16 protein-coding genes are annotated in these 23,965 nt (G+C 60.2%); 4 read left to right on the top strand and 12 right to left on the bottom strand.

Annotated elements, in window-relative coordinates:
* Window positions 1–49: 49 nt before the first annotated feature.
* Window positions 50–1,318: an Hsp70 family protein gene (locus tag AC0IYN_RS07580; RefSeq protein WP_406598199.1), complete on the bottom strand. Its 1,269-nt coding sequence runs from the start codon at window positions 1,316–1,318 to the stop codon at window positions 50–52.
* Window positions 1,319–1,558: 240 nt separating this feature from the next.
* On the opposite strand from AC0IYN_RS07580, the gene AC0IYN_RS07575 reads away from it, so the two are divergent.
* Complete coding sequence (locus AC0IYN_RS07575; RefSeq protein ID WP_406598198.1) at window positions 1,559–2,497, top strand: DnaJ C-terminal domain-containing protein; 939 nt, start codon at window positions 1,559–1,561, stop codon at window positions 2,495–2,497.
* A 167-nt stretch (window positions 2,498–2,664) separates the two neighbouring features.
* A complete protein-coding gene (locus tag AC0IYN_RS07570) occupies window positions 2,665–2,919 on the top strand; it encodes a hypothetical protein (protein WP_406598197.1) in 255 nt (84 codons plus the stop codon).
* Between the two features lies 1 nt (window position 2,920).
* Here AC0IYN_RS07570 and ureC read toward each other — a convergent pair whose 3' ends face one another.
* The 6 genes from ureC to AC0IYN_RS07540 form a co-directional block, all read right to left on the bottom strand.
* A complete protein-coding gene (ureC, locus tag AC0IYN_RS07565; RefSeq protein ID WP_406598196.1) occupies window positions 2,921–4,621 on the bottom strand; it encodes an urease subunit alpha in 1,701 nt (566 codons plus the stop codon).
* A gap of 68 nt (window positions 4,622–4,689) precedes the next feature.
* Window positions 4,690–4,995 (bottom strand): urease subunit beta, encoded by a 306-nt coding sequence (locus AC0IYN_RS07560; protein WP_406598195.1) that lies wholly within the window; start codon window positions 4,993–4,995, stop codon window positions 4,690–4,692.
* On the bottom strand, window positions 4,992–5,525 hold the full coding sequence (locus AC0IYN_RS07555) for a GNAT family N-acetyltransferase (RefSeq protein WP_099493480.1): 534 nt from the start codon (window positions 5,523–5,525) through the stop codon (window positions 4,992–4,994). Before AC0IYN_RS07555 ends, AC0IYN_RS07560 begins: the two co-directional genes overlap by 4 nt.
* Before the next feature lie 5 nt (window positions 5,526–5,530).
* Complete coding sequence (locus AC0IYN_RS07550; protein WP_406598194.1) at window positions 5,531–6,043, bottom strand: GNAT family N-acetyltransferase; 513 nt, start codon at window positions 6,041–6,043, stop codon at window positions 5,531–5,533.
* A 9-nt stretch (window positions 6,044–6,052) separates the two neighbouring features.
* Complete coding sequence (ureA, locus tag AC0IYN_RS07545; protein WP_003171437.1) at window positions 6,053–6,355, bottom strand: urease subunit gamma; 303 nt, start codon at window positions 6,353–6,355, stop codon at window positions 6,053–6,055.
* Between the two features lie 60 nt (window positions 6,356–6,415).
* The gene (locus AC0IYN_RS07540) at window positions 6,416–7,255 is read right to left on the bottom strand and encodes an urease accessory protein UreD (protein WP_406598193.1); all 840 of its coding nucleotides are present in this window, start codon (window positions 7,253–7,255) and stop codon (window positions 6,416–6,418) included.
* A gap of 347 nt (window positions 7,256–7,602) precedes the next feature.
* Between AC0IYN_RS07540 and AC0IYN_RS07535 the strand changes: the two genes are divergently transcribed.
* Window positions 7,603–13,470, top strand: a complete 5,868-nt coding sequence (locus tag AC0IYN_RS07535) for a hypothetical protein (protein WP_471840956.1) — start codon at window positions 7,603–7,605, stop codon at window positions 13,468–13,470.
* On the opposite strand, the gene urtE is transcribed toward AC0IYN_RS07535, so the two are convergent.
* From urtE to urtA, 5 genes are all read right to left on the bottom strand, one after another.
* Window positions 13,460–14,158: an urea ABC transporter ATP-binding subunit UrtE gene (gene urtE / locus AC0IYN_RS07530; RefSeq protein ID WP_406598191.1), complete on the bottom strand. Its 699-nt coding sequence runs from the start codon at window positions 14,156–14,158 to the stop codon at window positions 13,460–13,462. The two genes, AC0IYN_RS07535 and urtE, sit on opposite strands and share 11 nt — an antisense overlap.
* A gap of 140 nt (window positions 14,159–14,298) precedes the next feature.
* The gene (urtD, locus tag AC0IYN_RS07525) at window positions 14,299–15,132 is read right to left on the bottom strand and encodes an urea ABC transporter ATP-binding protein UrtD (protein WP_406598190.1); all 834 of its coding nucleotides are present in this window, start codon (window positions 15,130–15,132) and stop codon (window positions 14,299–14,301) included.
* Window positions 15,129–16,196 carry an urea ABC transporter permease subunit UrtC gene (urtC, locus tag AC0IYN_RS07520; protein ID WP_457239023.1) on the bottom strand — a complete coding sequence of 356 codons (1,068 nt, stop codon included), beginning with the start codon at window positions 16,194–16,196 and terminating at the stop codon, window positions 15,129–15,131. Before urtC ends, urtD begins: the two co-directional genes overlap by 4 nt.
* Window positions 16,196–17,698, bottom strand: coding sequence for an urea ABC transporter permease subunit UrtB (gene urtB, locus AC0IYN_RS07515; protein ID WP_406598188.1), 1,503 nt, complete (start codon window positions 17,696–17,698; stop codon window positions 16,196–16,198). Before urtB ends, urtC begins: the two co-directional genes overlap by 1 nt.
* A gap of 100 nt (window positions 17,699–17,798) precedes the next feature.
* A complete protein-coding gene (gene urtA, locus AC0IYN_RS07510; protein ID WP_078046653.1) occupies window positions 17,799–19,064 on the bottom strand; it encodes an urea ABC transporter substrate-binding protein in 1,266 nt (421 codons plus the stop codon).
* Window positions 19,065–19,350: 286 nt separating this feature from the next.
* Here urtA and AC0IYN_RS07505 point away from each other — a divergent pair, with 286 nt between their 5' ends.
* On the top strand, window positions 19,351–23,955 hold the full coding sequence (locus AC0IYN_RS07505) for a DUF4329 domain-containing protein (RefSeq protein ID WP_471840953.1): 4,605 nt from the start codon (window positions 19,351–19,353) through the stop codon (window positions 23,953–23,955).
* Window positions 23,956–23,965 lie beyond the last annotated feature (10 nt).

Here is a 23,965-nt window from a genome sequence, read left to right as displayed (position 1 = left end):
AACTGAGTCTTTGTGGTGAGCGGGGTAAGCCCACTCACCACTCGACAGATCAGTTTCCGTAACGCTTGCTGGCCTCAATCGCCAGGCCACTGCCGATACTGCCAAAGATATTGCCTTCCACATGCCGTGCATTCGGCAACATCGCCGAGATGCTGTGTCGCAGTGCCGGGATGCCGCTTGAACCACCGGTGAAGAACACCGTGTCTACCTGTGCCACGCTCACCGACGCATCGTTGAGCAACTGCGTGACGCTGTTGCGCACGCGCTCCAGCAAACCGTCGATGGCCGATTCAAATAGCGTCCGGCTCAGCTCCACGCTCAACCCTGGCTCAACACGGTCCAGCAGCACGTGGCGGCTGTCTTCGTGGGTCAGCTGGATCTTGGTTTCTTCCACTTCCATGGCCAGCCAGTGCCCGGCGCGCTGTTCGATCAGCTTGAACAGGCGGTCGATGCCACCGGTGTCTTCGATGTCGTAGCGCATACTGCCCAATGCCAGCTGGGACTTTTGCGAGTACACCGAGTTGATGGTGTGCCAGGTGGCCAGGTTCATGTGGTGGCTGGTGGGCATGTAAGCACCGCTTTTCATGCGGCTGCCGTAGCCGAACAGCGGCATCATCCCTTGCAGGCTCAACTGCTTGTCGAAGTCGGTGCCGCCGATGTGCACGCCACCGGTGGCAAGGATGTCGCTCTGGCGGTTGTCGTTGTGGCGACGGTCCGGGGACAGGCGCACCAGAGAGAAGTCGGACGTACCCCCGCCGATGTCGACGATCAGGACCAACTCTTCCTTCTCAATGGTGGACTCGTAGTCGAACGCCGCTGCAATCGGCTCGTACTGGAACGAGATGTCTTTGAAGCCGATCTTGCGTGCCACGTCGACCAGGGTGTTTTCGGCTTCCTGGTCAGCCATCGGGTCGTCATCGACGAAGAACACCGGGCGGCCCAGTACCACTTCTTCGAACTCACGCCCGGCATTGGCTTCGGCGCGGCTCTTGAGCTGGCCGATGAACAGCGCCAGCAGGTCGGTGAAGGGCATCGCGGTGCCCAGCACGCTGGTGTCGTGCTTGATCAGCTTGGAACCCAGCAGGCTCTTGAGCGAGCGCATCAACCGGCCTTCGTAGTTTTCCAGGTATTCGTGCAGGGCCAGGCGGCCGTACACCGGGCGGCGCTCCTCAAAGTTGAAGAACACCACCGACGGCAACGTGATCTTGTCGTCCTCCAGCGCGATGAGCGTCTCCTCGCCGGGGCGGATCCAGCCGACGGTGGAGTTGGACGTGCCAAAGTCGATGCCGCAGGCACGGGCTGGGGATGGGTTTTTCATGATCTATCGGGTTCCGGTTGAAAAACGGCCGCGCAGTGTATGCCAGTCGAAGGCGGATGCGTAGGCCGACTATCCGCTAAATCGTGCTTGAAAGTTGGGTATTTGCCCCCACATCTGCTGCATACGGCTAGTGCCGATAACACTTTGACGCACCCCCCAGGCCACAAGACTCAACAAGTGCAATGCAGCGCACGTTGTGCCTTGGGCGGTGCGATCTCGATTAAGGATGGTGAAACGCCGATGGATTTCAAAGACTACTACAAGATATTGGGTGTCGAGCCGAGCGCCGATGACAAGGAAATCAAGGCTGCCTATCGCAAACTTGCACGCAAATATCACCCGGATGTGAGCAAGGAAAAAGACGCCGAAGCCAAGTTCAAGGACGCGTCCGAAGCTTATGAAGCGCTTAAAAGCGCCGATAAGCGCGCCGAGTACGACGAGCTGCGCAAATACGGCCAGCACGGCCAGCCGTTCCAGGGCCCGCCGGGCTGGCAGAGCCGTGGCGGCTTCGGCGGTGGCGGTGGTGGCGAGGATTTCTCGGACTTCTTCAGCTCGATCTTCGGCTCGCGCGGCGACGCCTTTGGTGGCGGCCAGCGCCGTCCTGCCGGGCGCAAAGGCCAGGACGTCGAGATGCAGCTGTCGGTGTTCCTGGAAGAAACGCTGTCCACCGAGTCCAAGCAGATCAGCTTCCAGGTGCCGCAGTACGACGCCTCGGGGCGTCACGTCAGCAACACCACCAAGAGCCTGAACGTGAAGATCCCCGCCGGCGTGGCCGATGGCGAGCGTATCCGCCTCAAGGCACAGGGCGCCCCCGGTATCGGCGGTGGGGCCAATGGCGACTTGTACCTGATCATCAAGTTCGCGCCACACCCCAAGTTCGAAGTGGACGGCGAAAACCTGATCATCAACCTGCCCCTGGCCCCGTGGGAGTTGGCGCTGGGTGCTGAAGTGCAGGTGCCGACGCTCACCGGCAAGATCAACCTCAAGGTGCCTGCCGGCAGCCAGAACGGCCAGCGCATGCGCGCCAAGGGCCATGGCCTGCTGAACAAGGCCGGGCAGCGCGGTTACCTGTTCGTGCAGCTCAAGGCGGTGATGCCAAAGGACAGCAGCGATGAGGTCAAGGCGCTGTGGCAGGCACTGGCTGCCAAGGCGGCGTTCAACCCGCGTGAGGGGTTCTGATCGGCCCTCTGGGCTAAGCATCTACCACGGCCAGCGGTGCCGGGCATGGTGTGCTGTCTCTTCATTTGAACCAGGAGAGCCACTATGCCCGGCACACTATTGCCACTCCCGGCCACACCAGCCAGCGCAAGTATCCACAACGCTCTGCTTGAGCAAACCATCCCCGATTGGCTGACCCAGGCCACGCCGCGCCGTTGCTCGGCCAGGCGCTAAAAGACGCCTTGAACGGCTCGCCCCGGGAACGCCAGGCCCTGCTGGGTCGGGAGTTCTGGAAGGATTACATCACGCATAAAAACCAGGATCAGTTCGAGGCGTTCAGCCAACCGTTCCAGGATCGACTGGCTGCACGCCACGCTGATTTTGAAGCGGACCTGATCCAGGCCATGACCCAGGGCGAACTGGCAGAACACTCCAGGGCGTGATTCAAAACAGAAAGTAACGCTGGGCCATCGGCAGCGACTCAGCCGGCTCGCACCACAGCAACACGCCGTCGGCCTTGACTTGGTAGGTCTGTGGGTCGACGTCGATGTGCGGCAGGTAGTCGTTGTGGATCAGGTCGGATTTCTGCACGGTGCGGCAGCCTTTGACCACGGCGATCTGCTTCTTCAAACCCAGCGCTTCGGGCAGGCCGGCCTCCATCGCGGCCTGGCTGATAAAGGTCAGGCTGGTGGCGTGCAGCGAGCTGCCGAAGCTGGCGAACATCGGGCGGTAGTGCACCGGTTGCGGTGTCGGGATCGACGCGTTGGCATCGCCCATCAGGCTTGAGGCGATGGCGCCGCCCTTGAGAATCAAGGTGGGTTTTACGCCGAAGAAAGCCGGTCGCCACAGGACCAGGTCGGCCCACTTGCCCACTTCGATCGAGCCGACGATATGGCTGACGCCGTGGGTGATCGCCGGGTTGATCGTGTACTTGGCGATGTAGCGCTTGGCGCGGAAGTTGTCATTGCCTGGGCCGTCACCGGGGAGTGGACCACGTTGCTTTTTCATCTTGTCGGCGGTCTGCCAGGTGCGCGTGATCACCTCGCCGACGCGGCCCATGGCCTGGCTGTCGGAGCTGATCATCGAGAACGCGCCGAGGTCGTGCAGGATGTCTTCGGCGGCGATGGTTTCGCGGCGGATACGGCTTTCGGCGAAGGCCACGTCTTCGGCAATGCTCGGGTCCAGGTGATGACAGACCATCAACATGTCGAGGTGCTCATCGATGGTGTTGCGGGTGAACGGCCGCGTCGGGTTGGTTGAGCTCGGCAGCACGTTGGCGAAACCGCAGGCCTTGATGATGTCCGGTGCGTGACCGCCACCGGCACCTTCGGTGTGGTAAGTGTGGATGGTGCGGCCCTTGAGCGCGGCGAGGGTGGTTTCGACAAAGCCGGACTCATTGAGGGTGTCGCTGTGGATCGCCACCTGCACGTCGTAGTCATCGGCAACGCTCAGGCAGTTGTCGATACTCGCGGGGGTGGTGCCCCAGTCTTCATGCAGCTTCAAGCCGATGGCGCCGGCCTTGACCTGTTCGATCAACGGCTCCGGCAGGCTGGCGTTGCCCTTGCCGGTGAACCCGATGTTCATCGGGAACGAATCGCTGGCCTGGAGCATGCGCGCCAGGTGCCACGGCCCGGAGGTGCAGGTAGTGGCGTTGGTGCCGGTGGCGGGGCCTGTGCCACCACCGATCATGGTGGTGACGCCGCTGTTCAGCGCTTCTTCGATCTGCTGCGGGCAGATGAAGTGCACGTGGCTGTCGATGCCGCCGGCGGTGAGGATCATGCCTTCCCCGGCGATCACTTCGGTGCTGGCACCGATGGCCATGGTCACGCCGGGTTGGATGTCCGGGTTGCCGGCCTTGCCGATCGCATGGATACGACCGTTCTTCAGGCCGACGTCGGCCTTGACGATGCCCCAGTGGTCGATGATCAGCGCGTTGGTGATCAGGGTGTCGACCACTTCATGGGCGAGCAACTGGCTCTGGCCCTGACCGTCGCGGATCACTTTGCCGCCGCCGAATTTCACTTCCTCGCCATAGACGGTGAAGTCTTTTTCAACCTCGACGAACAGCTCGGTGTCGGCCAGGCGGACCTTGTCACCGACGGTGGGGCCGTACATGTCGGCGTAGGCGCTTCTAGAAATTTTCATGGGCATGCCTTTGTATTCAAGTGAATGGGGGACCGCTCGCGCGCTCGCTTTCGCCGGCAAGCCGGCTCCTACAGGTCACCCATGATGCGGCCGGCAAACCCGAACACCCGCCGCTCGCCGCTCAAATCCACCAACTCGATCTCCCGACTCTGCCCCGGTTCAAACCGTACCGCCGTCCCCGCCGGAATGTTCAAGCGCATGCCACGACTCGCCGTGCGATCAAACGTCAGCGCGTCATTGGTCTCGAAAAAATGGTAATGCGAGCCCACTTGGATCGGCCGGTCGCCGCTGTTGGCCACACTGAGGGTGACGGTGCGGCGGCCGACGTTGAGTTCGATATCGCCAGGCTCGATCTGATATTCACCAGGAATCATGCAGGTTGCCCCAGGGTCTTGAAGTAGATGGCGGTCGGGCTGTAGCGCCCGTCCGGGCTTTGGCAGTAGTCGGGCAGTTCACCGATCTTGGTGTAGCGCAGTGACTGATAAAAGGCCTCGGCCGGGGAGCCGGCCTCGGTGTCCAGGTACAACAGGCCGCGCTTGTGCTGGCGTGCGGCAAGCTCCAGGGTGTTCATCAACTGCTGGCCCAGGCCATGGCGTCGGGCGCTGCTGTGTACCAGCAGCTTTTGCACTTCGGCACGGTTGAGGCCGTTGGCCTTTTGGCAAAGCGCCAGTTGCACGCTGGCGATCACCCGTTCGTCGCGCACCACCACCCACAGCAACAGGCTGGCGTCTTCGATGCTGGCTTGCACGCCTTGGAGGTAGGCGCGGGCCTCGGCCTCGTCGAAGTCCGCCATGAAGCCGACCGAAGCACCGTGCTTCACCGCGTCCAGCAACAGCTCGATCAAACCCAGGCGGTAGTGGGCAAAACTTTCTGCATTCACTCGACGCAGTTGCGTAGCGTTCATCGACTTCACTCCTTGGGCGGTTCCGCGCCCGGGTTCAAGGCCAGTTGCATGAAGGTCAGGTCCAGCCAGCGGCCGAACTTGATGCCGACCTGGGGCATTTGCCCGGTGGTGATGAAACCCTGGCGCTCATGCAGGCGGATCGAGGCGTGGTTGCCGCTTTCGATGGCGGCGACCATCACGTGCTTGCCGGCTGCGCGCGCGCGTTCGATCAGGGCTTGCATCAGCAATGGGCCGAGGCCCTTGCCGCGTTGGTCGCTGCGCACATACACCGAGTGCTCGACGCTATAGCGGAAGCCCTCGAAAGGCCGCCAGTCGCCGAACGAGGCGTAGCCGGTGACCTCGCCATTTTCGACACTGACCAGGATCGGATAACCCTGGGCGTGGCGTGCACTGAACCAGGCCTGGCGATTGCCCAGGTCCACCGGTTGTTCGTTCCAGATCGCCGTGGTGTTGAGCACCGCGTCGTTGTAGATGTCGCGGATCGCCGGCAAGTCGTTTTGGGTTGCGTCACGAATCATGGCCGGGCCTCAGGCGATGGGTTGGTGGACGGTGACCAGCTTGGTGCCGTCGGGGAAGGTGGCTTCCACTTGGATATCCGGGATCATCTCCGGGATGCCTTCCATTACCTGTTCGCGGCTGAGCAGGGTGGTGCCGTAGTGCATCAGGTCGGCCACCGTGCGGCCATCGCGGGCGCCTTCCATCAAGGCTGCGGAGATATAGGCGATGGTTTCCGGGTAGTTGAGCTTCACACCGCGCGCCAGGCGACGCTCGGCCACCAGGCCTGCGGTGAAGATCAACAGTTTGTCTTTTTCCCGTGGGGTCAAATCCATGGTTCAAGGTCCTTGAAAAAACAGCATTCTTGACTACAACAGAGATCCACATTTAGATCGTCATGTGCTCCAGATTCGGGGTGAAACCGCCTCTCGTCCAAGCACCGCCGGGCGTAACAGCCGCCATAAATCAATCAACCATCCCCGCGCCAGCAACGCTTCACTGGCCAGGCAGCGGGCGACCAGCAGGCCGGGCAGTTGGGTCAGGTCGCCGCGCACTTCATGGGGCAGGGCGCGGCAGGTGTCGAGTAATTCGGGGTCTATGTCGCCGGTCAGCAACAGGGTCGCAAATACCGGCTGCCCATCCAGGCCGATGGGTGAGTCGAGCAAGCCGTCGGCCCCCACAATGCGCTGGCGCTCATGCCAGAGCAACTGGCCGTCGCGACGGATATCCAGGTGCGATTGAAAGTGGCCCAGGTCAAAACGCTCGCCACTGGCCGGGCGACCCAGGGCGACCACATCCCAGTAGAACAAGCGGGCATCGCCTTGCAGCTCGATGCGCGTGGTGAGTTCGGCCTGGGCGGCGCTGAACACGATGGTTTCCTGGGGCAGCCATTCCAGGGTGGCACCCGCTTGCACGGTGAGGTCCAGTTGCTGGTAGGCCGGGCCGCTGGCGCGATACCACTTGGCCGCGCCGGGGCTGGTCAATTGCGCCCAGGCACCCGCGCCGACATGCGCGCTGATGTCCAGGCGATCGCCGCCGGCAATCCCGCCGGGCGGGTGCACGATGATGTGCTGGCACACCTCGGGGCCTTCGGCGTAGAGGTGCTTTTGCACCCGCAGCGGGCCGAGATGGCGACGCATCACCGGCCGCGTGGTGTCGCCGAAACGCGCATAGCCGAGTTCCAGCTCGGCGTGCCAGCTGGGGGTGAACAGTGTGGAAATAACGGGCAGGCTCATGGCGTAGTGGTTGTCGTCAGGACGCTACAGATTAGTGCGCAGCACCATGGGGCGCGCACGCTCGCTATGCAAATTCATGGAGGTCCGTTTGTGCTAGCAAGGGCTATGCCCGCTTTGACTGTATGGCGTGGCTGCGCAGGCAACGGCAGGTCACAGGTATCAGCTGTGCGCGTATTTGGGGCGCGGCTCAGCAATTGCACTGCTTTGGTGCTAGATCTTGCATGCCACAGCAGATAACCAAGACTGGGACGGCGCCTCGCTACGAGGCCGTGAACATGTAGCGCATGGCGTCGACGTGATTGGTTGAGGATGTTTGAACTTAATCCTCAACCCTGAAGGAGCCGAAAGTGGCTTTGGATCAATCGCATCAAAATGATAGTCCCTCCCCCTCAGTAGACAAATCAGCGTTGGAAGGGCCTTTTTTACACGCGGACGATGCGGCGTATTGGGCGCATCGGCATATTGGTGGTGAGCGTAGCGTTGAGTACGGCGGCGTGATTCTAAAGAAAGGCACGCGTTTTTTCGCCTCGATACCTCAGCCGAGTAAAGGGCAGTTTGTTCGTAGCGATCTAGTCACGGTAAGCCCTGAAGGCAAGATGATTTTCCCTGATGGCTACACACCGTACGCGTTTTACCACTCGCATCCGACGCAGGCGCAACCGGCTGGACAGCCTACTGTGTCCGATGAAATGTGGTCTGTTTATTCCGGGATGTTTTCTTACGCCGATATTGAACGGATCATCGAGAATGGCTCCGTTGTACCCGCTCATTACCTATCTGGACCGGGAGACGCGCTGATCAAGTACGTGGTCAGCGGTTCGATCAGGGAGCGTGAGCTCGTCAGTCGCCTGCGGCCCGAAGACCGTCGGCCGTTTGATTTCTTTACCGATTACATCCCGATGATGGCTGGGGTCGGCGAGTTGAGTGTGGTGCTTGCCAGCGAGGCATGGGGTGGTATTCGTGGGCGTGTCGGCGAAGATTGGCGGATGGGCGTACCGTTGGCGGCAGATGTGTTGTCGCCGCTTTTCGAAAAGATTACCTCCAGCCCGAACTTCGGCGACCTCTTGTGGGAGAGGGCAGGCTCCTTGGTCGGCTACCAACTGAAGGCCATCGACAAAGAGGAATACCTCGTCATGGTGAAGGAGTGGGAGCCCGCTAGGCTGACGTCGCCAGAGCGGTTATTCCCGCTGAACCCGGATGGCGGGGTAAGGCTGCCTGCCAATTTTCGAATCAGTTCCCTTTACTGTTGGGAGGACTCGCGCGAAACCCCGAGTAGCGGCCACTTCTTTTCCCCGACGCTACTTGCCGGAGTAGCGGAACAACTGCGTACATCGCCTGAGCTGTACTTGCAGGAGCCACGTCTGCGACTGGTCATGTTAAGCGGCGATGGTGCATTGCTGTCTTACCGGTTTTCTGCAAGTGACAGCGAAGTGCAGTATCTGGGGAGGGGGGGCGCTACCGTTAACGCTCAATTGAAAGAAGGTCGTCTGACCGGGAGGCAGTTCTTCTTGCATATGGCTGGCATTGGCGAGTTGGAGACGCTGAGAGCTGGCAGTTCATGGCTTGCCGTCGGTAGAGTTTTGCCGGAATTGACTCTGGTCGATCAGTTGCACGCGACCATGAGCCCGGCGTTTATCACGGCGGATGATGCCGCCCGTTATTTGCATGATCGAGTTCGCGATCGTAGCGGGGAGATGCTTGGTTTGGTCTTTCAGCGAAATGATGGCCGATTTGTATCAACGCCTCCTATTTCTCAGCCTGATTTGGTCAAGTATTTGGGCCCCGCGGACAGCAGCACCTTCCACACCATGGCATTGCCGTCAGGTTATCGGATCCACGGTTTTTTTGTCGCCAACAGCCTCTTTGACGAGACCCAGTTGTCTCCCCAGTCTGATGGGACGGTACTGCCCCAACTCTCGCCAGGAGAACACGCAGCGCTGTCCGACGCGATACCTGATTATCGCTCAGTGGCAGACATGATGCGCGACGACCAAAAGATGTCTGCGTTTTATACTTCGAGCTCTCTTGGCTCATTGGTCAAATACGTCCGCAGTGGATCGCAAGTTGAGAGCGCCTTCGGCGCCTTTCTGCAGGAGGCTATACGCACCGGAATGTTTAAGAACCAAATGGATGGGTTTGACGGCACACCGATTGAAATGGTCAAAAAACTTGCACGTCTCGGCGAGTTTTCCGTTCTGGTGACGAGCCGGGTCTGGGGGGGGAGCCGAGGTCGGGTACCCGCACATTGGGCGCCGTTCAAGCCCTTCGTCGCCGCATCGCCTGTCCCGTCCTTATACAGCTGGATATTTCAGGATGCACTCACAGCTGCAACATATGGCCACGACCAGTTGGCTTTAACCACTGGCAATCAATCTGTCGTATTTATCCTTAAAGCCGTTGGGCTCGACCAGTATGTGGCGGCGCTTGCGGACGCCGTTTCAGGCTTGAGCGTTTTTTCGGGTGATTCACTGGGGCATCCAGTGCTCGTGAGTGGGTTTGAGCTGCACGGGATGTGTTTTTCTTCCCGCCCAGCATTGGGCCAAAAGGTCGAACAACGCTGGTTGTATGAGTGTTTCGTGGCGCCGGACGAGCTGGCGGTGGCGATCGCAGCTTCCCGTGAGGCAGGCGCTACCGTTAAAACCCTTTACTTGAATACGCGCGATGGCGCGCAACTGGAATATCAATTTAGCGGGACCGCGCTGGAAAGTCAGCTTTATGGCGTAACGCCCACCGGAGAGGTCAACGATAATGGCCATAAGGCGAGTTTGCGCTCCGGGGCCGTGACACCTACAGAGTATGTACTGCGGGTTGCGGCGGCGGGCGAGCTGTCGGTGTTGGTGGCCGGCAAGCTGTGGGATGTCCAAGGCCGCGTGGAACAAACCTGGCGGCCCTTTGCGCGCTATCGCATGCCGGAGTTCAGTCCACCGTTTCTGCAGGCCGATGATGCCGCACGGTTTGCCCATGAACAGGTGGGTTCCGAGCGTTATGGTGAATACTGTGGTTGCATCCTCAAGACACTCGACCAGCGTTTCGTCGCCACGCTGCCGGTGGCGTGCAAGGAGGAGCAGCGGTTTGCGATCGGCACGGTGTTTCCTGCTGACCACAGCGGTGTGCTGCTGGTCCCCGAGCCCTACGTGCTCTACGGGCAATACGCGTCCTGCCGGTCGATTGCCCGCCTGGACAAGGCCCGCATGCGGCGCAACGGCTGGTCACGTGAGCAGGCCAGTGTTGATTGGCAACTGTTCAGTGATGCTGATCTGCGCAACCTCATCGGCAACCGGCATTGGGTCTCCACCGGCTACCTCTCCTGCGACGAGCACGCCCTGATTGCCTTTGACCTTACGGGCGCCAAGGAGCAATTGGATGAATTGAACCCAGACACCTCCTCGGCGCCCCGCGAGCCGCAGGCCAGAGTGCGGCACTTGTCGGCCATCGGCTTGCGCATTGTGCTCGGCAGTCCTTTGTGGGGATTACCTGGCAGTGCTTCATCAACCTGGCGCGCTTACGCGCCAGCGGCGACGTTTGAAAAATCGCAGCAGGTGGCCTTCGGTGCGGTGTTTTCCACTGCCAAATCTGCTGTCATAGATGCTCACACGCGGTTGCGACGTAGCTATCAATCGGCGCAGACGGCTTTTGCCTTTCTCCTCAAGCACATCCACAAAGATGAATATGTGGTGAGTGAGGCTGTTCCCGCAGATGCCACCAACCCGCTGTTTACCCTGGCGAGCTTGTTTGGTAACCAGGATGACGGAACGTTCATTTACCCGCCGGCGTTTGCTCTTCACGGTCTGTTCTACGTGCGCCGATGGATGCCCGATAATTTGCAAAATCCACAGCGATGGTTGGCCAGGTATTTCCTGTCCTCTGCAGACTTGTACAGCGCCTTTCTGGCCGCCAGGCGTTGGCGCGACAAGGGTAGCAGCGTGACCTTGCCTGTATTTATTTCAACCCTGGACACTGCGCTACTCCAATACCAGACGGCCGTTTCGACACGGTTGTTTGATCCGGAAAAACAACCTTCGGGCCTCTTTGAAGACGTGCATACCCTTCTAAGTGGCGGGCAGTTGTCGGCTCAGGAATTTGTCAAGAAAGTCATCAGCATGAGCTGGCTCAGCGTGCTTGTGCCCAGCGAATGCTGGGATGAGGAAGTCGCCCGCCTAGGGAGCGATTGGATCCCGTATGCCGACTTCAGTCGCAGGGCGTTGAGCCCGGCGTTCTTTCACCAGGCGGATGCGCTGCGCTACGCACACCAGCGACTGGGCAATCGTCGCGGCAGGGTGTACGGCGGCTTGCTGCTCAAGCGCGTCGACGGCTTGTTTGTCGCCACCGAGCCGCTGCCTGTCGCGACCGAAAACTTCGACCCCAAATGGATCCTGCCCGATGAAGATGTGCGTGTGGACTGGTTGGCCCCAGGCATGACCCTGGTGGCGCGCTATCGTTCGCGGCAAGACGTACTGCCCTCCTTTGTGCTGGACGAGGATGGCGAGGCGGTCTCTCGAGCGATGTTTTCCACCGATGTGCTGGGCACGGCGTTTACGTGTCAGCATCTGTGGAGCCATGAGTACCTGTTTGGGCTGGACGGCTCGGTGATCGGTTTCAGTTGTAAAAGCGCAATGGACGCGACGCAGCAAGACCCGCTTGCCAATGACCTTGATGCACTCCGGCAGGCATTGGCACCGGCTGAGCAAACGCCTCACGACCCGCTGAGCAATGCCCTCGAGAAACAGCTGCGCGACGGCAGCCTGACGCCTGTCGAGTTCGTCAATCGGGTACTCAAGGTCGCCTCTATGACCGTGGTGCAAGGCAGCGCACTATGGGGCAACGCTCAGGTGCTGGGCCGCGGATGGCTACCTGCACGTGGTTTTATCACCCCTGGTCGGTTCATCCGTGCCACGGCCGATCGTGCCCTGGGGCCGGTATTCAGTCATATCGATGACGCCGCGCGCGACGCCCATGAACACGCCGGGGAGCGAGACCACCTGACCTACGGCTTCATCTTCAAGATGGCCAATGGTCACTGTATGGCCAGCCGGCCGGTGGACGGTGAGGACCGACGGTTCCCCTACGACAGGGTGTTGCTGGGCGGGCGTTTGCCGGTGGGCTGCACGATAGCGGCGCTCTACCTGTGCGCCCCGGCCCGCCAGCCGCAAGAGTTGGGAGCATCAACGGTCTATCACGCCTTCATCCCTCCGAGCCTGTTGCGTGCTGCGTTGGTGGTGGTGCGTACGGAAAAGAATGCCGGGGCTGCGCCTTATCTGCCGTTGTACCTGTCCTGCGCCGACAGCGCCCTGCTCAAATACAGTGCCTCACGCCTGGACAGTGACTGGGACGGAGAGTCGCAGTTGCAGGCCTATATCCGCACGTTGAATGGGAACTTCAACCCTCACGACTACATACGCCAGGTCGCTCGTGCCGGGCAGCTCGAGGTGCTGGTGACGGGGGCAATCTGGGCAGGCCAAGGGCCGGTGTCACAGTCATGGAGAGCCGGTACACCCACCACGGTCGCCGAAGATCCGGATGCGCGGGTGGTGCTCGGGCCGCTGTTTTCTCACCCGGACGATGCCGCGCGATATATGTGGCGCCGCTCACCGGCCGTTCCAGGCAAGGCCAGCATGGGGGCTATCCTGAAAAATGCAGCAGGCAACAGTTATCTCGCCAGTGAGCCGGTGGACGACAGCGGGCCGAGTGTTCACGTGGGGCTACGCATGAATACAAGTGCTTATCGACGCCTGTTTGGCTGGGTGATGAGCCTGGACGAACGCACTCAACCGCGTCCCAAATACCCTGCGGGCTACCGCGTGATGGGGGTGCAGCAATTGCACAAATGGGACGCCAGCCTGGAGCGGCTGACCGACCGGCATGAACACGCCATCGCCGAGAACTTTATCTCGCAGAAGGAATTCCGGTTTGTGGTCGACATGTTAAGGCAGGATAAAGTGGCTGGCGCCCGCTACTACTTCACTCCCAGAAATGGCGCCCTGTTGGTCTACGCGCCCAGTTTCGAACGCGCCGAACACGACCTGTTGCTGTTTGGCTGGGTCGACCCCGAATCGGACGAACCCCGGCTCAAGGCCAGCGAAGCCCTTACGGTCCTATTCAATTCCGGCAGGCTGCATGTGTTGGAGCCCGACCGGTTTTGGCAACCCAAGGGGCATGTCGCCTCGCGGTTTTTGATGGCGTTGCGTAAAGCGCAGCAGGCTCAACTCAGATCGTGACGAGGCCACGTACACCTTCACTTTCCATATTTTCACCTCGGCCTTGCTGCACGATTTCACCACGGGACATCACCAGGTATTGATCCGCCAACTCGGCGGCAAAATCGTAGAACTGCTCCACCAGCAGGATCGCCATATCGCCACGGGCCGCGAGTTTCTTGATCACCGCGCCGATCTCCTTGATCACCGAGGGCTGGATGCCTTCGGTGGGCTCGTCGAGGATCAGCAGGCGCGGGCGGCTGGCCAATGCTCGACCGATCGCCAGTTGTTGTTGCTGGCCACCGGACAAATCGCCGCCACGGCGGTGCTTCATTTGCAGCAGCACCGGGAACAGTTCGTAGATGAAGGCGGGCACTTCCTTGGCTTGCGAACCCGGAAAACGCGAAAGCCCCATCAACAGGTTTTCTTCCACCGTCAGCCGCCCGAAGATCTCCCGGCCTTGTGGCACATAGGCGATGCCGGCGTGCACACGCTGGTGCGGCTTTAAACCGGTGATCGCCTTGCCTTCCCAATTCACCGCGCCTTCTTTGGCCGGCAGCAGGCCCATCAGGCACTTGAGCAAGGTGGTCTTGCCCACGCCGTTACGGCCGAGCAGGCAGGTGACTTCCCCGACCTTCACCTCAAAGGACAGCCCGCGCAGGATGTGGCTACCGCCGTAGTACTGGTGCAGCTTGTCGACGTGCAGCATTCTCAAAACCTCCTCGGTTCCCGTTTGGAAACCGGATCAAATGTGGGAGCTGGCTTGCCTGCGATAGCGGTGTATCAGTTACACCGAGTTGCCTGTATCGCAGGCAAGCCAGCTCCCACATAAAGCAGTCCGTGTCCGGCTCAGCGACCGAGGTACACCTCGATGACGCGTTCGTTTTCCTGCACCTGCTCCAGCGAGCCTTCGGCCAGCACGCTGCCCTGGTGCAACACGGTCACGTGGTCGGCAATCGAGCCGACAAAGCCCATGTCATGTTCGACCACCATCAGCGAATGCTTGCCCGCCAGGCGCTTGAACAATTCGGCGGTGAATTCGGTTTCTGCGTCGGTCATCCCTGCCACCGGTTCGTCCAGCAGCAACAGCTGCGGGTCCTGCATCAACAGCATGCCGATTTCCAGGAACTGCTTCTGGCCGTGGGACAGCAGCCCTGCCTGGCTCTGCGCCAAGGCGGTGAGGCGCAGGGTGTCGAGCACCTCGTCGATACGGTCTTTCTGCTCGCCACTCAGGCACGCGCGCAGGCTGGCCCATACGGATTTGTCGGTCTTCTGCGCCAGCTCCAGGTTTTCGAACACGCTCAGGGCTTCGAACACCGTGGGCTTCTGGAACTTGCGGCCGATGCCGGCCTGGGCTATCTGCACTTCGCTCATGCCGGTCAAGTCCAGGTGTTCGCCAAACCAGGCGGTGCCATGGCTGGGGCGGGTCTTGCCGGTGATCACGTCCATCAGCGTGGTCTTGCCGGCACCGTTGGGGCCGATGATGCAGCGCAGTTCGCCAACGCCGATGTAGAGGTTCAGGTTGTTGAGGGCCTTGAAGCCGTCAAAGCTGACGCTGATGTCTTCCAGGGTCAGGATGGTGCCGTGGCGGGTGTCCAGGCCCTTGCTGGCGGCCTGGCCAATGCCGATGGCATCGCGGCCGCTGCCTGCATCGAAAATAGGTTCAAGCATGACGTTCCTCATTTCTTCAGCAGGCCGATGACGCCCTTGGGCAGGTAGAGGGTGACGATGATGAACAACGCCCCGAGGAAGAACAGCCAGTATTCCGGGAAGGCCACGGTGAACCAGCTTTTCATGCCGTTCACCACGCCGGCACCGAGCAACGGGCCGATCAACGTACCGCGCCCACCCAGGCCTACCCACACGGCGGCTTCGATGGAGTTGGTCGGCGACATTTCGCTGGGGTTGATAATGCCCACCTGCGGCACATACAGCGCCCCGGCCAAGCCACACAGCACGGCGCTCAACACCCACACGAACAGCTTGAAGCCACGCGGGTCGTAGCCGCAGAACATCAGGCGGTTCTCGGCATCGCGCAGAGCGGTCAACACCCGGCCGAACTTGCTCCTGGCCAGGCGCCAGCCGATGAACAGGCTCGCCACCAGCAACAGCACCGTGGCCACGAACAATACGGCGCGTGTGCCTGGCTCGGTAATGCCAAAGCCGAGGATGCTGCGAAAATTGGTAAAGCCGTTATTGCCGCCAAACCCGGTCTCGTTGCGGAAAAACAACAGCATCCCGGCGAAGGTCAGCGCCTGGGTCATGATCGAGAAATACACGCCCTTGATCCGCGAGCGGAAGGCGAAGAACCCGAACACCAGCGCCAGCACACCTGGCGCCAGTACCACCAGGCACAAGGCCCAGAGGAAGTGCTCGGTGCCGACCCAGTACCACGGCAGTTCGGTCCACGATAGGAAGGTCATGAACGCCGGCAGTTCATCACCGGACGCCTGGCGCATCAGGTACATGCCCATCGCATAACCGCCCAGGGCGAAGAACAGGCCGTGGCCGAGGGACAGCATGCCGGCGTAGCCCCACACCAGGTCAAGGGCGAGGGCGACGATGGCGTAGCAGAGGATCTTGCCCACCAGTGTCAGGGTGTAGGCCGAGACATGAAACGCGTGGTCCGGTGGCAGCAGCGACAGCAACGGCAGCGCCAGCAGCACCACGAGGATCAGCGCGCCGACGGCAATCGTCGCCCTGGGGCCGGCCTTTTGCGTGGCCGTAAGCATCAATGGCTGGTTCATCAGTCGATCACCCGTCCTTTCAGTGCGAAGAGTCCCTGCGGGCGTTTCTGGATAAACAGAATGATCAGCGCGAGGATCAGGATCTTGCCGAGCACGGCGCCGATCTGGGGTTCCAGGATCTTGTTGGCGATGCCCAGCCCGAAGGCCGCCATGACGCTACCGGCCAACTGGCCGACACCGCCCAGTACCACCACCAGGAACGAGTCGATAATGTAGCTCTGGCCAAGGTCCGGGCCGACGTTGCCGATCTGGCTCAGCGCCACGCCGCCCAAGCCGGCAATACCGGAGCCGAGGCCAAAGGCGAGCATGTCCACGCGGCCAGTGGGCACGCCGCAGCAGGCGGCCATGTTGCGGTTCTGGGTGACGGCGCGCACGTTGAGGCCCAGGCGGGTCTTGTTCAGCAGCAGCCAGGTGAGCACCACTACGCACAGGGCGAAGGCGATGATCACGATGCGGTTGTAGGGCAGTACCAGGTTGGGCAGCACTTGAATGCCTCCGGAGAGCCATTCGGGGTTGGACACCTCGACGTTCTGCGCCCCGAACACCAGGCGCACCAGCTGGATCAGCATCAGGCTGATCCCCCAGGTGGCCAGCAGGGTTTCCAGCGGCCGGCCGTACAGGTGGCGGATCACTGTGCGCTCCAGGGCCATGCCGATGGCGGCGGTGACAAAAAACGCCACCGGCAGCGCGATCAGCGGGTAGAACTCGATGGCCGCAGGCACATAGCGTTGCATCAGCATCTGCACCACATAGGTGGAGTAGGCACCGAGCATCAGCATTTCACCGTGGGCCATGTTGATTACGCCGAGCAAGCCAAAGGTGATCGCCAGGCCCAAGGCCGCCAACAGCAAAATCGAACCCAGGGACATGCCGCTAAAGGCCTGCCCGAGGACCTCGCCGACCATCAGTTTGCGTTTGACCTGTGCCAGGCTGGTCTCGGCGGCGGTGTGCACGGCGGCGTCGGCTTCGACGCCGGGGGCGAGCAATGCCTCAAGGCGGGTACGGGCCAGCGGGTCGCCGGTGCTGCCGAGCAGACGCACGGCGGCCAGGCGCACCAGCGGGTCGGGGTCGACCAATTGCAGGTTGGCCAAGGCCAGGCTGAGAGCGGTGTGCACGTCCTCATTGGTCTCGGCGGCGACCTGCTGGTCGAGGAATTTCAGTTGCGCGGGTTGCGCGCTTTTTTGCAGGGCTTGCGCGGCGGCCAGGCGGACCTTGGGGTCGGCGGCGAGCAGTTGCTGGCTGGCTTGTACGTTGTCGATCAGGCCGCGCAGGCGGTTGTTCAGGCGTACGGTCTTGGTTTCGCCGTTAACGGTGAGTTGGCCTTGTTGCAGGGCGTCCACCAACTCGATGCGGGCCGGGTCGGGCTGGGCGGCCCAGTCCTGGAGCAGCTTCGCTTGTTGGCTGGGGTTGGCAGCCAGAAAGTCTTCGGCATCGCTGGCGTGTGCCGCCAAAGGCAGCAACAGCAGGGCCATAAGGATGAAGCGGTAAAAGGCAGTGGGCATAACAAAATGTCCTGATCATTCACGGACGGTGTAGGCGCTGGCTTGCCGGCGATGGCAATTTCAAGGACGCCATCGCCGGCAAGCCGGCTCCTACAGAGAGTTAGTTGCTCTTCACGGCGTAATCCGGCTTCTTGTCATTGCCTGGAATGTACGGGCTCCACGGTTGTGCACGGATTGGCTCGTTGGTTTGCCACACCACCGAGAACTGCCCATCCGCCTGGATCTCACCGATCATCACCGGCTTGTGCAGGTGGTGGTTGGTCTTGTCCATGGTCAGGGTGAAACCCGACGGCGCGGCGAACGTCTGGCCGGCGAGGGCTTCGCGCACTTTGTCGACGTCGGTGGACTTGGCTTTCTCGGCCGCTTGCGCCCACATGTGGATACCCACGTAGGTGGCTTCCATCGGGTCGTTGGTCACGGCTTTATCCGCGCCCGGCAGGTTGTGTTTCTTGGCGTAGGCCTTCCAGTCGGCGACGAATTTCTGGTTCACCGGGTTCTCGACCGACTGGAAGTAGTTCCAGGCGGCGAGGTTACCCACCAGCGGCTTGGTGTCGATGCCGCGCAGCTCTTCTTCACCCACGGAGAAGGCGACCACCGGCACCTCGGTGGCCTTCAGGCCCTGGTTGGCCAGCTCTTTGTAGAACGGCACGTTGGAGTCGCCGTTGACGGTGGAGATCACCGCCGTCTTGCCGCCGGCCGAGAACTTCTTGATGTTGGCGACGATGGTCTGGTAATCGCTGTGGCCGAACGGGGTGTAGACCTCTTCGATGTCTTTATCTGCGACACCCTTGGCGTGCAGGAACGAACGCAGGATCTTGTTGGTGGTGCGCGGGTACACGTAGTCGGTGCCGAGCAGGAAGAAGCGCTTGGCGCCGCCGCCTTCTTCGCTCATCAGATATTCCACGGCCGGGATGGCTTGCTGATTCGGCGCCGCGCCGGTGTAGAACACGTTTGGCGACATTTCTTCGCCTTCGTATTGCACCGGGTAGAACAGCAGGCCGTTGAGTTCTTCGAACACCGGCAAGACTGATTTACGCGACACCGATGTCCAGCAGCCAAACACCACGGCGACCTTGTCCTGGGTCAGCAATTGGCGCCCCTTTTCGGCGAACAGCGGCCAGTTGGAGGCCGGGTCGACTACCACGGGTTCGAGCATCTTGCCGTTCACGCCGCCCTTGGCGTTGATCTCGTCGATGGTCATCAACGCCATGTCTTTAAGGGACGTTTCGGAGATGGCCATGGTGCCGGACAGCGAGTGCAGGATGCCGACCTTGATGGTCTCGGCGGCCTGCACCGTCCAGGTCATGCCCATGGCGGCAATGGATGCCGAGAGAGTGAAAGCCTTGATCAAGCTGCGACGCTTCATGGTGCGATCTCCGAGACCGATTTTTTTGAGGGGCAGATGAGTGACGTTACTGAGGTGATAGCAAGGGCTGTGCCGAACTCATCCACCCCGCCCAGGCCAGGGTCATACCAATGTGCGAATCGAACGGGTCGCACCAACGTGGCGCCCGATTGCGGTAATCGGGCACGACGGTGTGCTGTTGTGGTGCTCGGTGTTGTCGCTACTTATCTACCGGTCAGAAGTAGCTCTGCACTCTGAGAATGAAAGGGCCGGGCGCTGTGCTCAGGCATTCATTCAAGGAGTTGTCATGGCTATCAGATTGTCACGCGAAGAGCGAGCTGCCAGCTCAAACCGGGGGGCTACCCAGCTGCCACCCCTGAGCCCTGCGTTTCTGCATGAGGCAGATGCGGCTAACTGGGCTCATCAGGAAATTGGTCAACGACGAGACATTGAATACGGCGGGGTGATTGTGCGAGACCCTACCGGCCAGTATTTCGCGACTCGGCCGGTGGCGGGCAAGGGAATGCAGTTCGATTTACTGGCTGTGGTGGGTACCGGCAACGATGGCTACTATCTTCAACCACCGGGGTATACCTGCGTCGCGTCCTACCATTCGCATCCTGCGCAACATGAAAAGATGCTCCAGAGAAACCTCACCTTTGATGTACGCATGGCCAAGGCGGCTTTGGGGTTTCTCTCCGGTGCGGATTTTTATCGGGATGTGCATGATCGTAGTTTTTTCCCGTCTTCCTATCTCTCTGGACCGGACGGATCCCTGATCCGCCATACCCCTTCCGGATCCAGGGCGGAGTTCAGTTTCGCCCTTTGGGTCCAGGCCGGAAAACCACCCGACGATCCGGTTGGTGTGTACGGCGGCTATGATAAGTTCATCAAAAAGATCTCGACCTTCGGCTCGTTAAACTTAATTGTGCCGACCGCACTGTGGGGTGGCTCTCGCGGCAAAGTGCCGCCCGATTGGGTGGTTTTCGAACCTTTTTCCTCGTCGGCGGTGACCGAGCAGCCGCTGTTCACAGCGATCTTTCCTGAGGCGTCGTTGGCAGTGACGGCAGCGTTTTCCCCGCAGCCAGAGACGGTTGAATCGCGCATCGGCGTGGTGCTCAAGCACGTCAGCCAGGATCGTTACGTCGCAACCTTGGCATCGCCCGGTCTTGAACCCTTATTCACTCTCGATACGCTCTTTCCCAAGGGACCGGATGGGCGGCTGCAATTACCCGCTGAGTATCGCCTGGAAGCCCTCTATTTCAGTGAGGGGTCTGAAGTGAGTAGGGTTGCTGCTCGAGAAAACTGGCTGGTCAATGTGCTTTTCACACCGATGCAACTGGGGGCTGCCATCCGAGAGGGAAGCAGGACGTTGGCTCTTCAGGACCCGAAGCGTGGACTTTCCCTCTATATCAATACCCTGGATCAAGCGTTGCTCAAACTTAAAGTCCCTCAGGAGTATCTGGCGGCCGAGCTGTTTAAACGAAGCAGTGATGGGGGGATCAATGACAGCGGTGCCCAGGCCGAGATGGCCGCTGGCACCCTGACGCCACGCGACTTTTTGCGCAGGGTGATCGATGTCACGGACCTCTGGGTGGTTCGGGCAGGCCAGGTCTGGCGTGAGGTAGGGCGGGTGAATAAGCGTTCGGCGGTGTTGTCGACAGAGCACCCGATGACCTTGAGTGGTTCGTTTCTGTCATCTCGGGACGCTGCGTTGTACGCCCATGAGCAGATTGGCAACGCTCGAGCTCATTACTACGGCGGTTACGTGCTGAAGGGGCCCGACGGTCGTTTTGTAATCACCCTTCCCAAGCAAAGCTTCGGCAATCCATTTGCGTTCATGCTGTTTTTCCCCGTGGGTGAACAGGGCGCACTGATTCCTCCCGAACACTATGAGCTGTATGCACGTTATGGCTCTCATCCGGCGCCGTCCATGCTCGATCCTGACTGGGTAAAGCAGCGGCGGTGGACGCGGCAGGAAGCGCTGATCAACCTGCAGGTATTTTCCTGCGATGAAATGTACTCAACCCTCATTACCGGGCGGGTGGCTTACCTTTCCGGAGCGCAGGATTGTTTACTGGAATACGCCCCGAACCATTCGTCCAATGAGGAGCTGCTACGGGAAGATCTAAACCCGTCTGCTGGAGAGCATGGGCTTGCACGTAAGCTGGATCGCGGCGTGCTAAGACCCGCTGATTGGGTCACGAGGTTAGCCGCTGCGGGCGAATTCAAGATTGTCCAGGGTAATTCGTTGTGGGGGCCGCGCGGGGTTGTCTACAGCGATTGGACGCCAGACTTTGACTATGCACCTAGAAGCGGCCCGCCTGACTACGTTACCTATGGTTCTTTATTCACAACCCTCAATGATGCCGCCCGCGACCTGCATAAGCGAGTGCATGGTCGCAACCTCGACGCGCAGGCCTGCTTTGCATTTATCCTCAAACGCAAAGGTCAGGAACAGTACGTTGCGACCGAGGCAGTGGGTGCTCTCTCCGCCGGCGACTTGTTCGACCTCGACACATTGTTTGCTCGAACGAGCCGTGACGAGTTTGTGTTGCCCGAAGGGTTTGAGCTACATGCCTTATTCAGGTCACAGCAATGGTCGCCGAAGTGGAACACTGTAGCGAATGCTTGGCTGACGTTGTATTTCGTCATGCCGAAAGTACTGTATTCCGCACTCTATGAAGCTCAGCGGAATCAAACACGCAATCTGCCCATCTTCTTTTCGACTCTGGACGGTGCATTGTTAAGTTTTCGCGCCTCTCCTATCGACGTGAAAGCCGGTGGTGAGGCGGACACCCTGTTAGCGCTGGCACAGACGCAGTTGGATTCTGGCATAAAGACACATTTCGACTTTGTCAGGCAGTGGGCAACCAAGGGCGAACTACAAGTGGTGCGTACCAGCCAGTGTTGGGATGAGGTCGGTATTGTCAGTAAAGACTGGGCTGGCTACAAAACCTTGACTGCACGCCGATTGAGCCCTGCGTTTGCCTCGGCTGATGATGCGGCCCGTCATGCCCTGAGCTCCATTGGCAACCACTTTCGCCGCGCCTATGGCGGCGTCATCCTCAAGCTGACCAGCGGTCTGTGCGTGGCCACTGAACCCCTGATACTGCCGCCGCGGGGGGTGTCACTGAATTGGATCTACCCTGATGCCAGCGTTGCCTCGGGGCTTTATCCTGGGGGGGGCACGATCATCGCTCGCTACCGCTCCCTACCCATTCAAGAAGTCCCCCTATTGCTGTCGGCCCTACAAAAATCGGTCTACCAAAGCATGATTCCCAGTGCTGTACTGGCAGAGCTGCTAGACAGAGAGGCGCATATCAAGCGCGAGTACGTTTTCGGAGCAAACGGGGCGATTCTCAGCTACGACCTGTCAGACTCTGAGGAGGAAAAGCTGCTGAATCGTAAGTTGCGTGCTCTCAACCCCGTCAAAGGTGATTTGGCCGACAACGACTATGAGCAGCAACTTCGCACGGGAGCGCTGTCACCGCAGGATTTCGTCAATGCAGTGGCCAAGGCTGGCCTCTTGCGGGTTGTTAAGGGAGATGCATTGTGGGGGTTTCCAAGGACACTCAAACCTGAGTTCGCGCTGAATCAATACATCATAAACCCATTGGAGGTGCGCAAAGTCGCAGCGGACTCACCGTGCAGTCCGATATTCACCCGTGCCCTTGATGCCGTCCGACACGTCCAGCTGGCTTGGAAACCACAGGCTCAAGTGGCGGTTGGTTATGTGCTGAAGGCATTCGGACGGGACCTTTACATGGCGACGTTACCTCTTGTCAGAGCGCAATTTGGCGCATTGGCATCCGTCTTTGCCGGCGACCAATTACCCCAGGGTTACCAGATGCATGGCTTGTACTTGTGCGCATCGACTGAAACGATTGCCCCGGCGAAAGACGAAATGGCCCGGTCCTTCTTCTCGCCTGTCACGATTGCGAAAGCGCTGATTTACATGACCAGCCCCCGTAATGGACTGACACTGCCGCTTTACCTGTTATGTGCCGACGGTGCGTTGCTGCGGTACAAGGTGCCTAAATCAGCTGCTGTGACGCAGTGGCAGAATGACCTGTACCACATCGCCGAAGGCGTGAATAAGGGCTACCTCTCAGTGCGGGACTACATACGTGAGTTGGCGAGCATTGGAGAGTTGGACATCCGGGTCACCAGCCCGACCTGGGGCCGCAAGGAGCTGGTCGGTGCCCTGTGGTCTCCCAATCGACTGCCGCACGATTTTGCTGACGACCCTTATTACCATTCATTCTGCGGTCCATGGTATTTCTATGCCGATGACGCCGCCCGGTACGCTCAGCGTATGCTTGCCCCCTTTGTTGATCGTTCGTATCTAGGGGCAGTCCTGGTGCCGCCGAGAGTTGGCGGGTTTGTCGCAATCGATCCCGTGGAGGAACGCCCCGGTTTTGGCGACAGTACGTTGGAAAGTTTGTTCTGGAAGGATCACGCCGGATTCGACGTGCCGGAGACCAATGTGCTGCGCAACTACAAGATTGCAGCGGTGCATGCCTTTTATAAGGCAATGCCCAGTACGCGCAGTCAGCTCCCGGTTGACATCAACCTGCTGGCTAATTTTGTCTCCAGTACTGACCTGGACAATTATCGTTCGGTCATACGCAGTAATTTACCTGACGCCAAGAGCATCTACCTGTCTTGCCGTCGGGGAGCGCTGCTCAAGTACGAACCTGCAATGACAGCAGAGGAAGCCGCTATGCTGCGCGCCTGGCCAGCGGCCACCCCCAGTGTGCTGGTGAGTCAGTTGCGGCGCATGGGCAACCTGTCAGTGCTGGTCACCGACGGCTTCTGGAACGCACTGGGGCCTTTGAGTGAACATTTGGAACCGGTGGGGATCGGGGCAAATGAGCCCTGGTACGGCCGCAACAAGGATGAGCTTTGATGAACACCCT

Source organism: Pseudomonas sp. AC112, assembly GCF_979253545.1.
This window is presented reverse-complemented; position numbering and strand designations above follow the sequence as displayed.

Coding starts and splice junctions, on each gene's coding strand:
- urtB (WP_406598188.1), bottom strand. CDS start 17,698: ATGCCCACTGCCTTTTACCGCTTCATCCTTATGGCCCTGCTGTTGCTG.
- AC0IYN_RS07560 (WP_406598195.1), bottom strand. CDS start 4,995: ATGATTCCTGGTGAATATCAGATCGAGCCTGGCGATATCGAACTCAAC.
- urtE (WP_406598191.1), bottom strand. CDS start 14,158: ATGCTGCACGTCGACAAGCTGCACCAGTACTACGGCGGTAGCCACATC.
- AC0IYN_RS07555 (WP_099493480.1), bottom strand. CDS start 5,525: ATGAACGCTACGCAACTGCGTCGAGTGAATGCAGAAAGTTTTGCCCAC.
- AC0IYN_RS07550 (WP_406598194.1), bottom strand. CDS start 6,043: ATGATTCGTGACGCAACCCAAAACGACTTGCCGGCGATCCGCGACATC.
- AC0IYN_RS07540 (WP_406598193.1), bottom strand. CDS start 7,255: ATGAGCCTGCCCGTTATTTCCACACTGTTCACCCCCAGCTGGCACGCC.
- AC0IYN_RS07580 (WP_406598199.1), bottom strand. CDS start 1,318: ATGAAAAACCCATCCCCAGCCCGTGCCTGCGGCATCGACTTTGGCACG.
- AC0IYN_RS07575 (WP_406598198.1), top strand. CDS start 1,559: ATGGATTTCAAAGACTACTACAAGATATTGGGTGTCGAGCCGAGCGCC.
- ureC (WP_406598196.1), bottom strand. CDS start 4,621: ATGAAAATTTCTAGAAGCGCCTACGCCGACATGTACGGCCCCACCGTC.
- urtA (WP_078046653.1), bottom strand. CDS start 19,064: ATGAAGCGTCGCAGCTTGATCAAGGCTTTCACTCTCTCGGCATCCATT.
- ureA (WP_003171437.1), bottom strand. CDS start 6,355: ATGGATTTGACCCCACGGGAAAAAGACAAACTGTTGATCTTCACCGCA.
- AC0IYN_RS07505 (WP_471840953.1), top strand. CDS start 19,351: ATGGCTATCAGATTGTCACGCGAAGAGCGAGCTGCCAGCTCAAACCGG.
- urtD (WP_406598190.1), bottom strand. CDS start 15,132: ATGAGGAACGTCATGCTTGAACCTATTTTCGATGCAGGCAGCGGCCGC.
- urtC (WP_457239023.1), bottom strand. CDS start 16,196: ATGAACCAGCCATTGATGCTTACGGCCACGCAAAAGGCCGGCCCCAGG.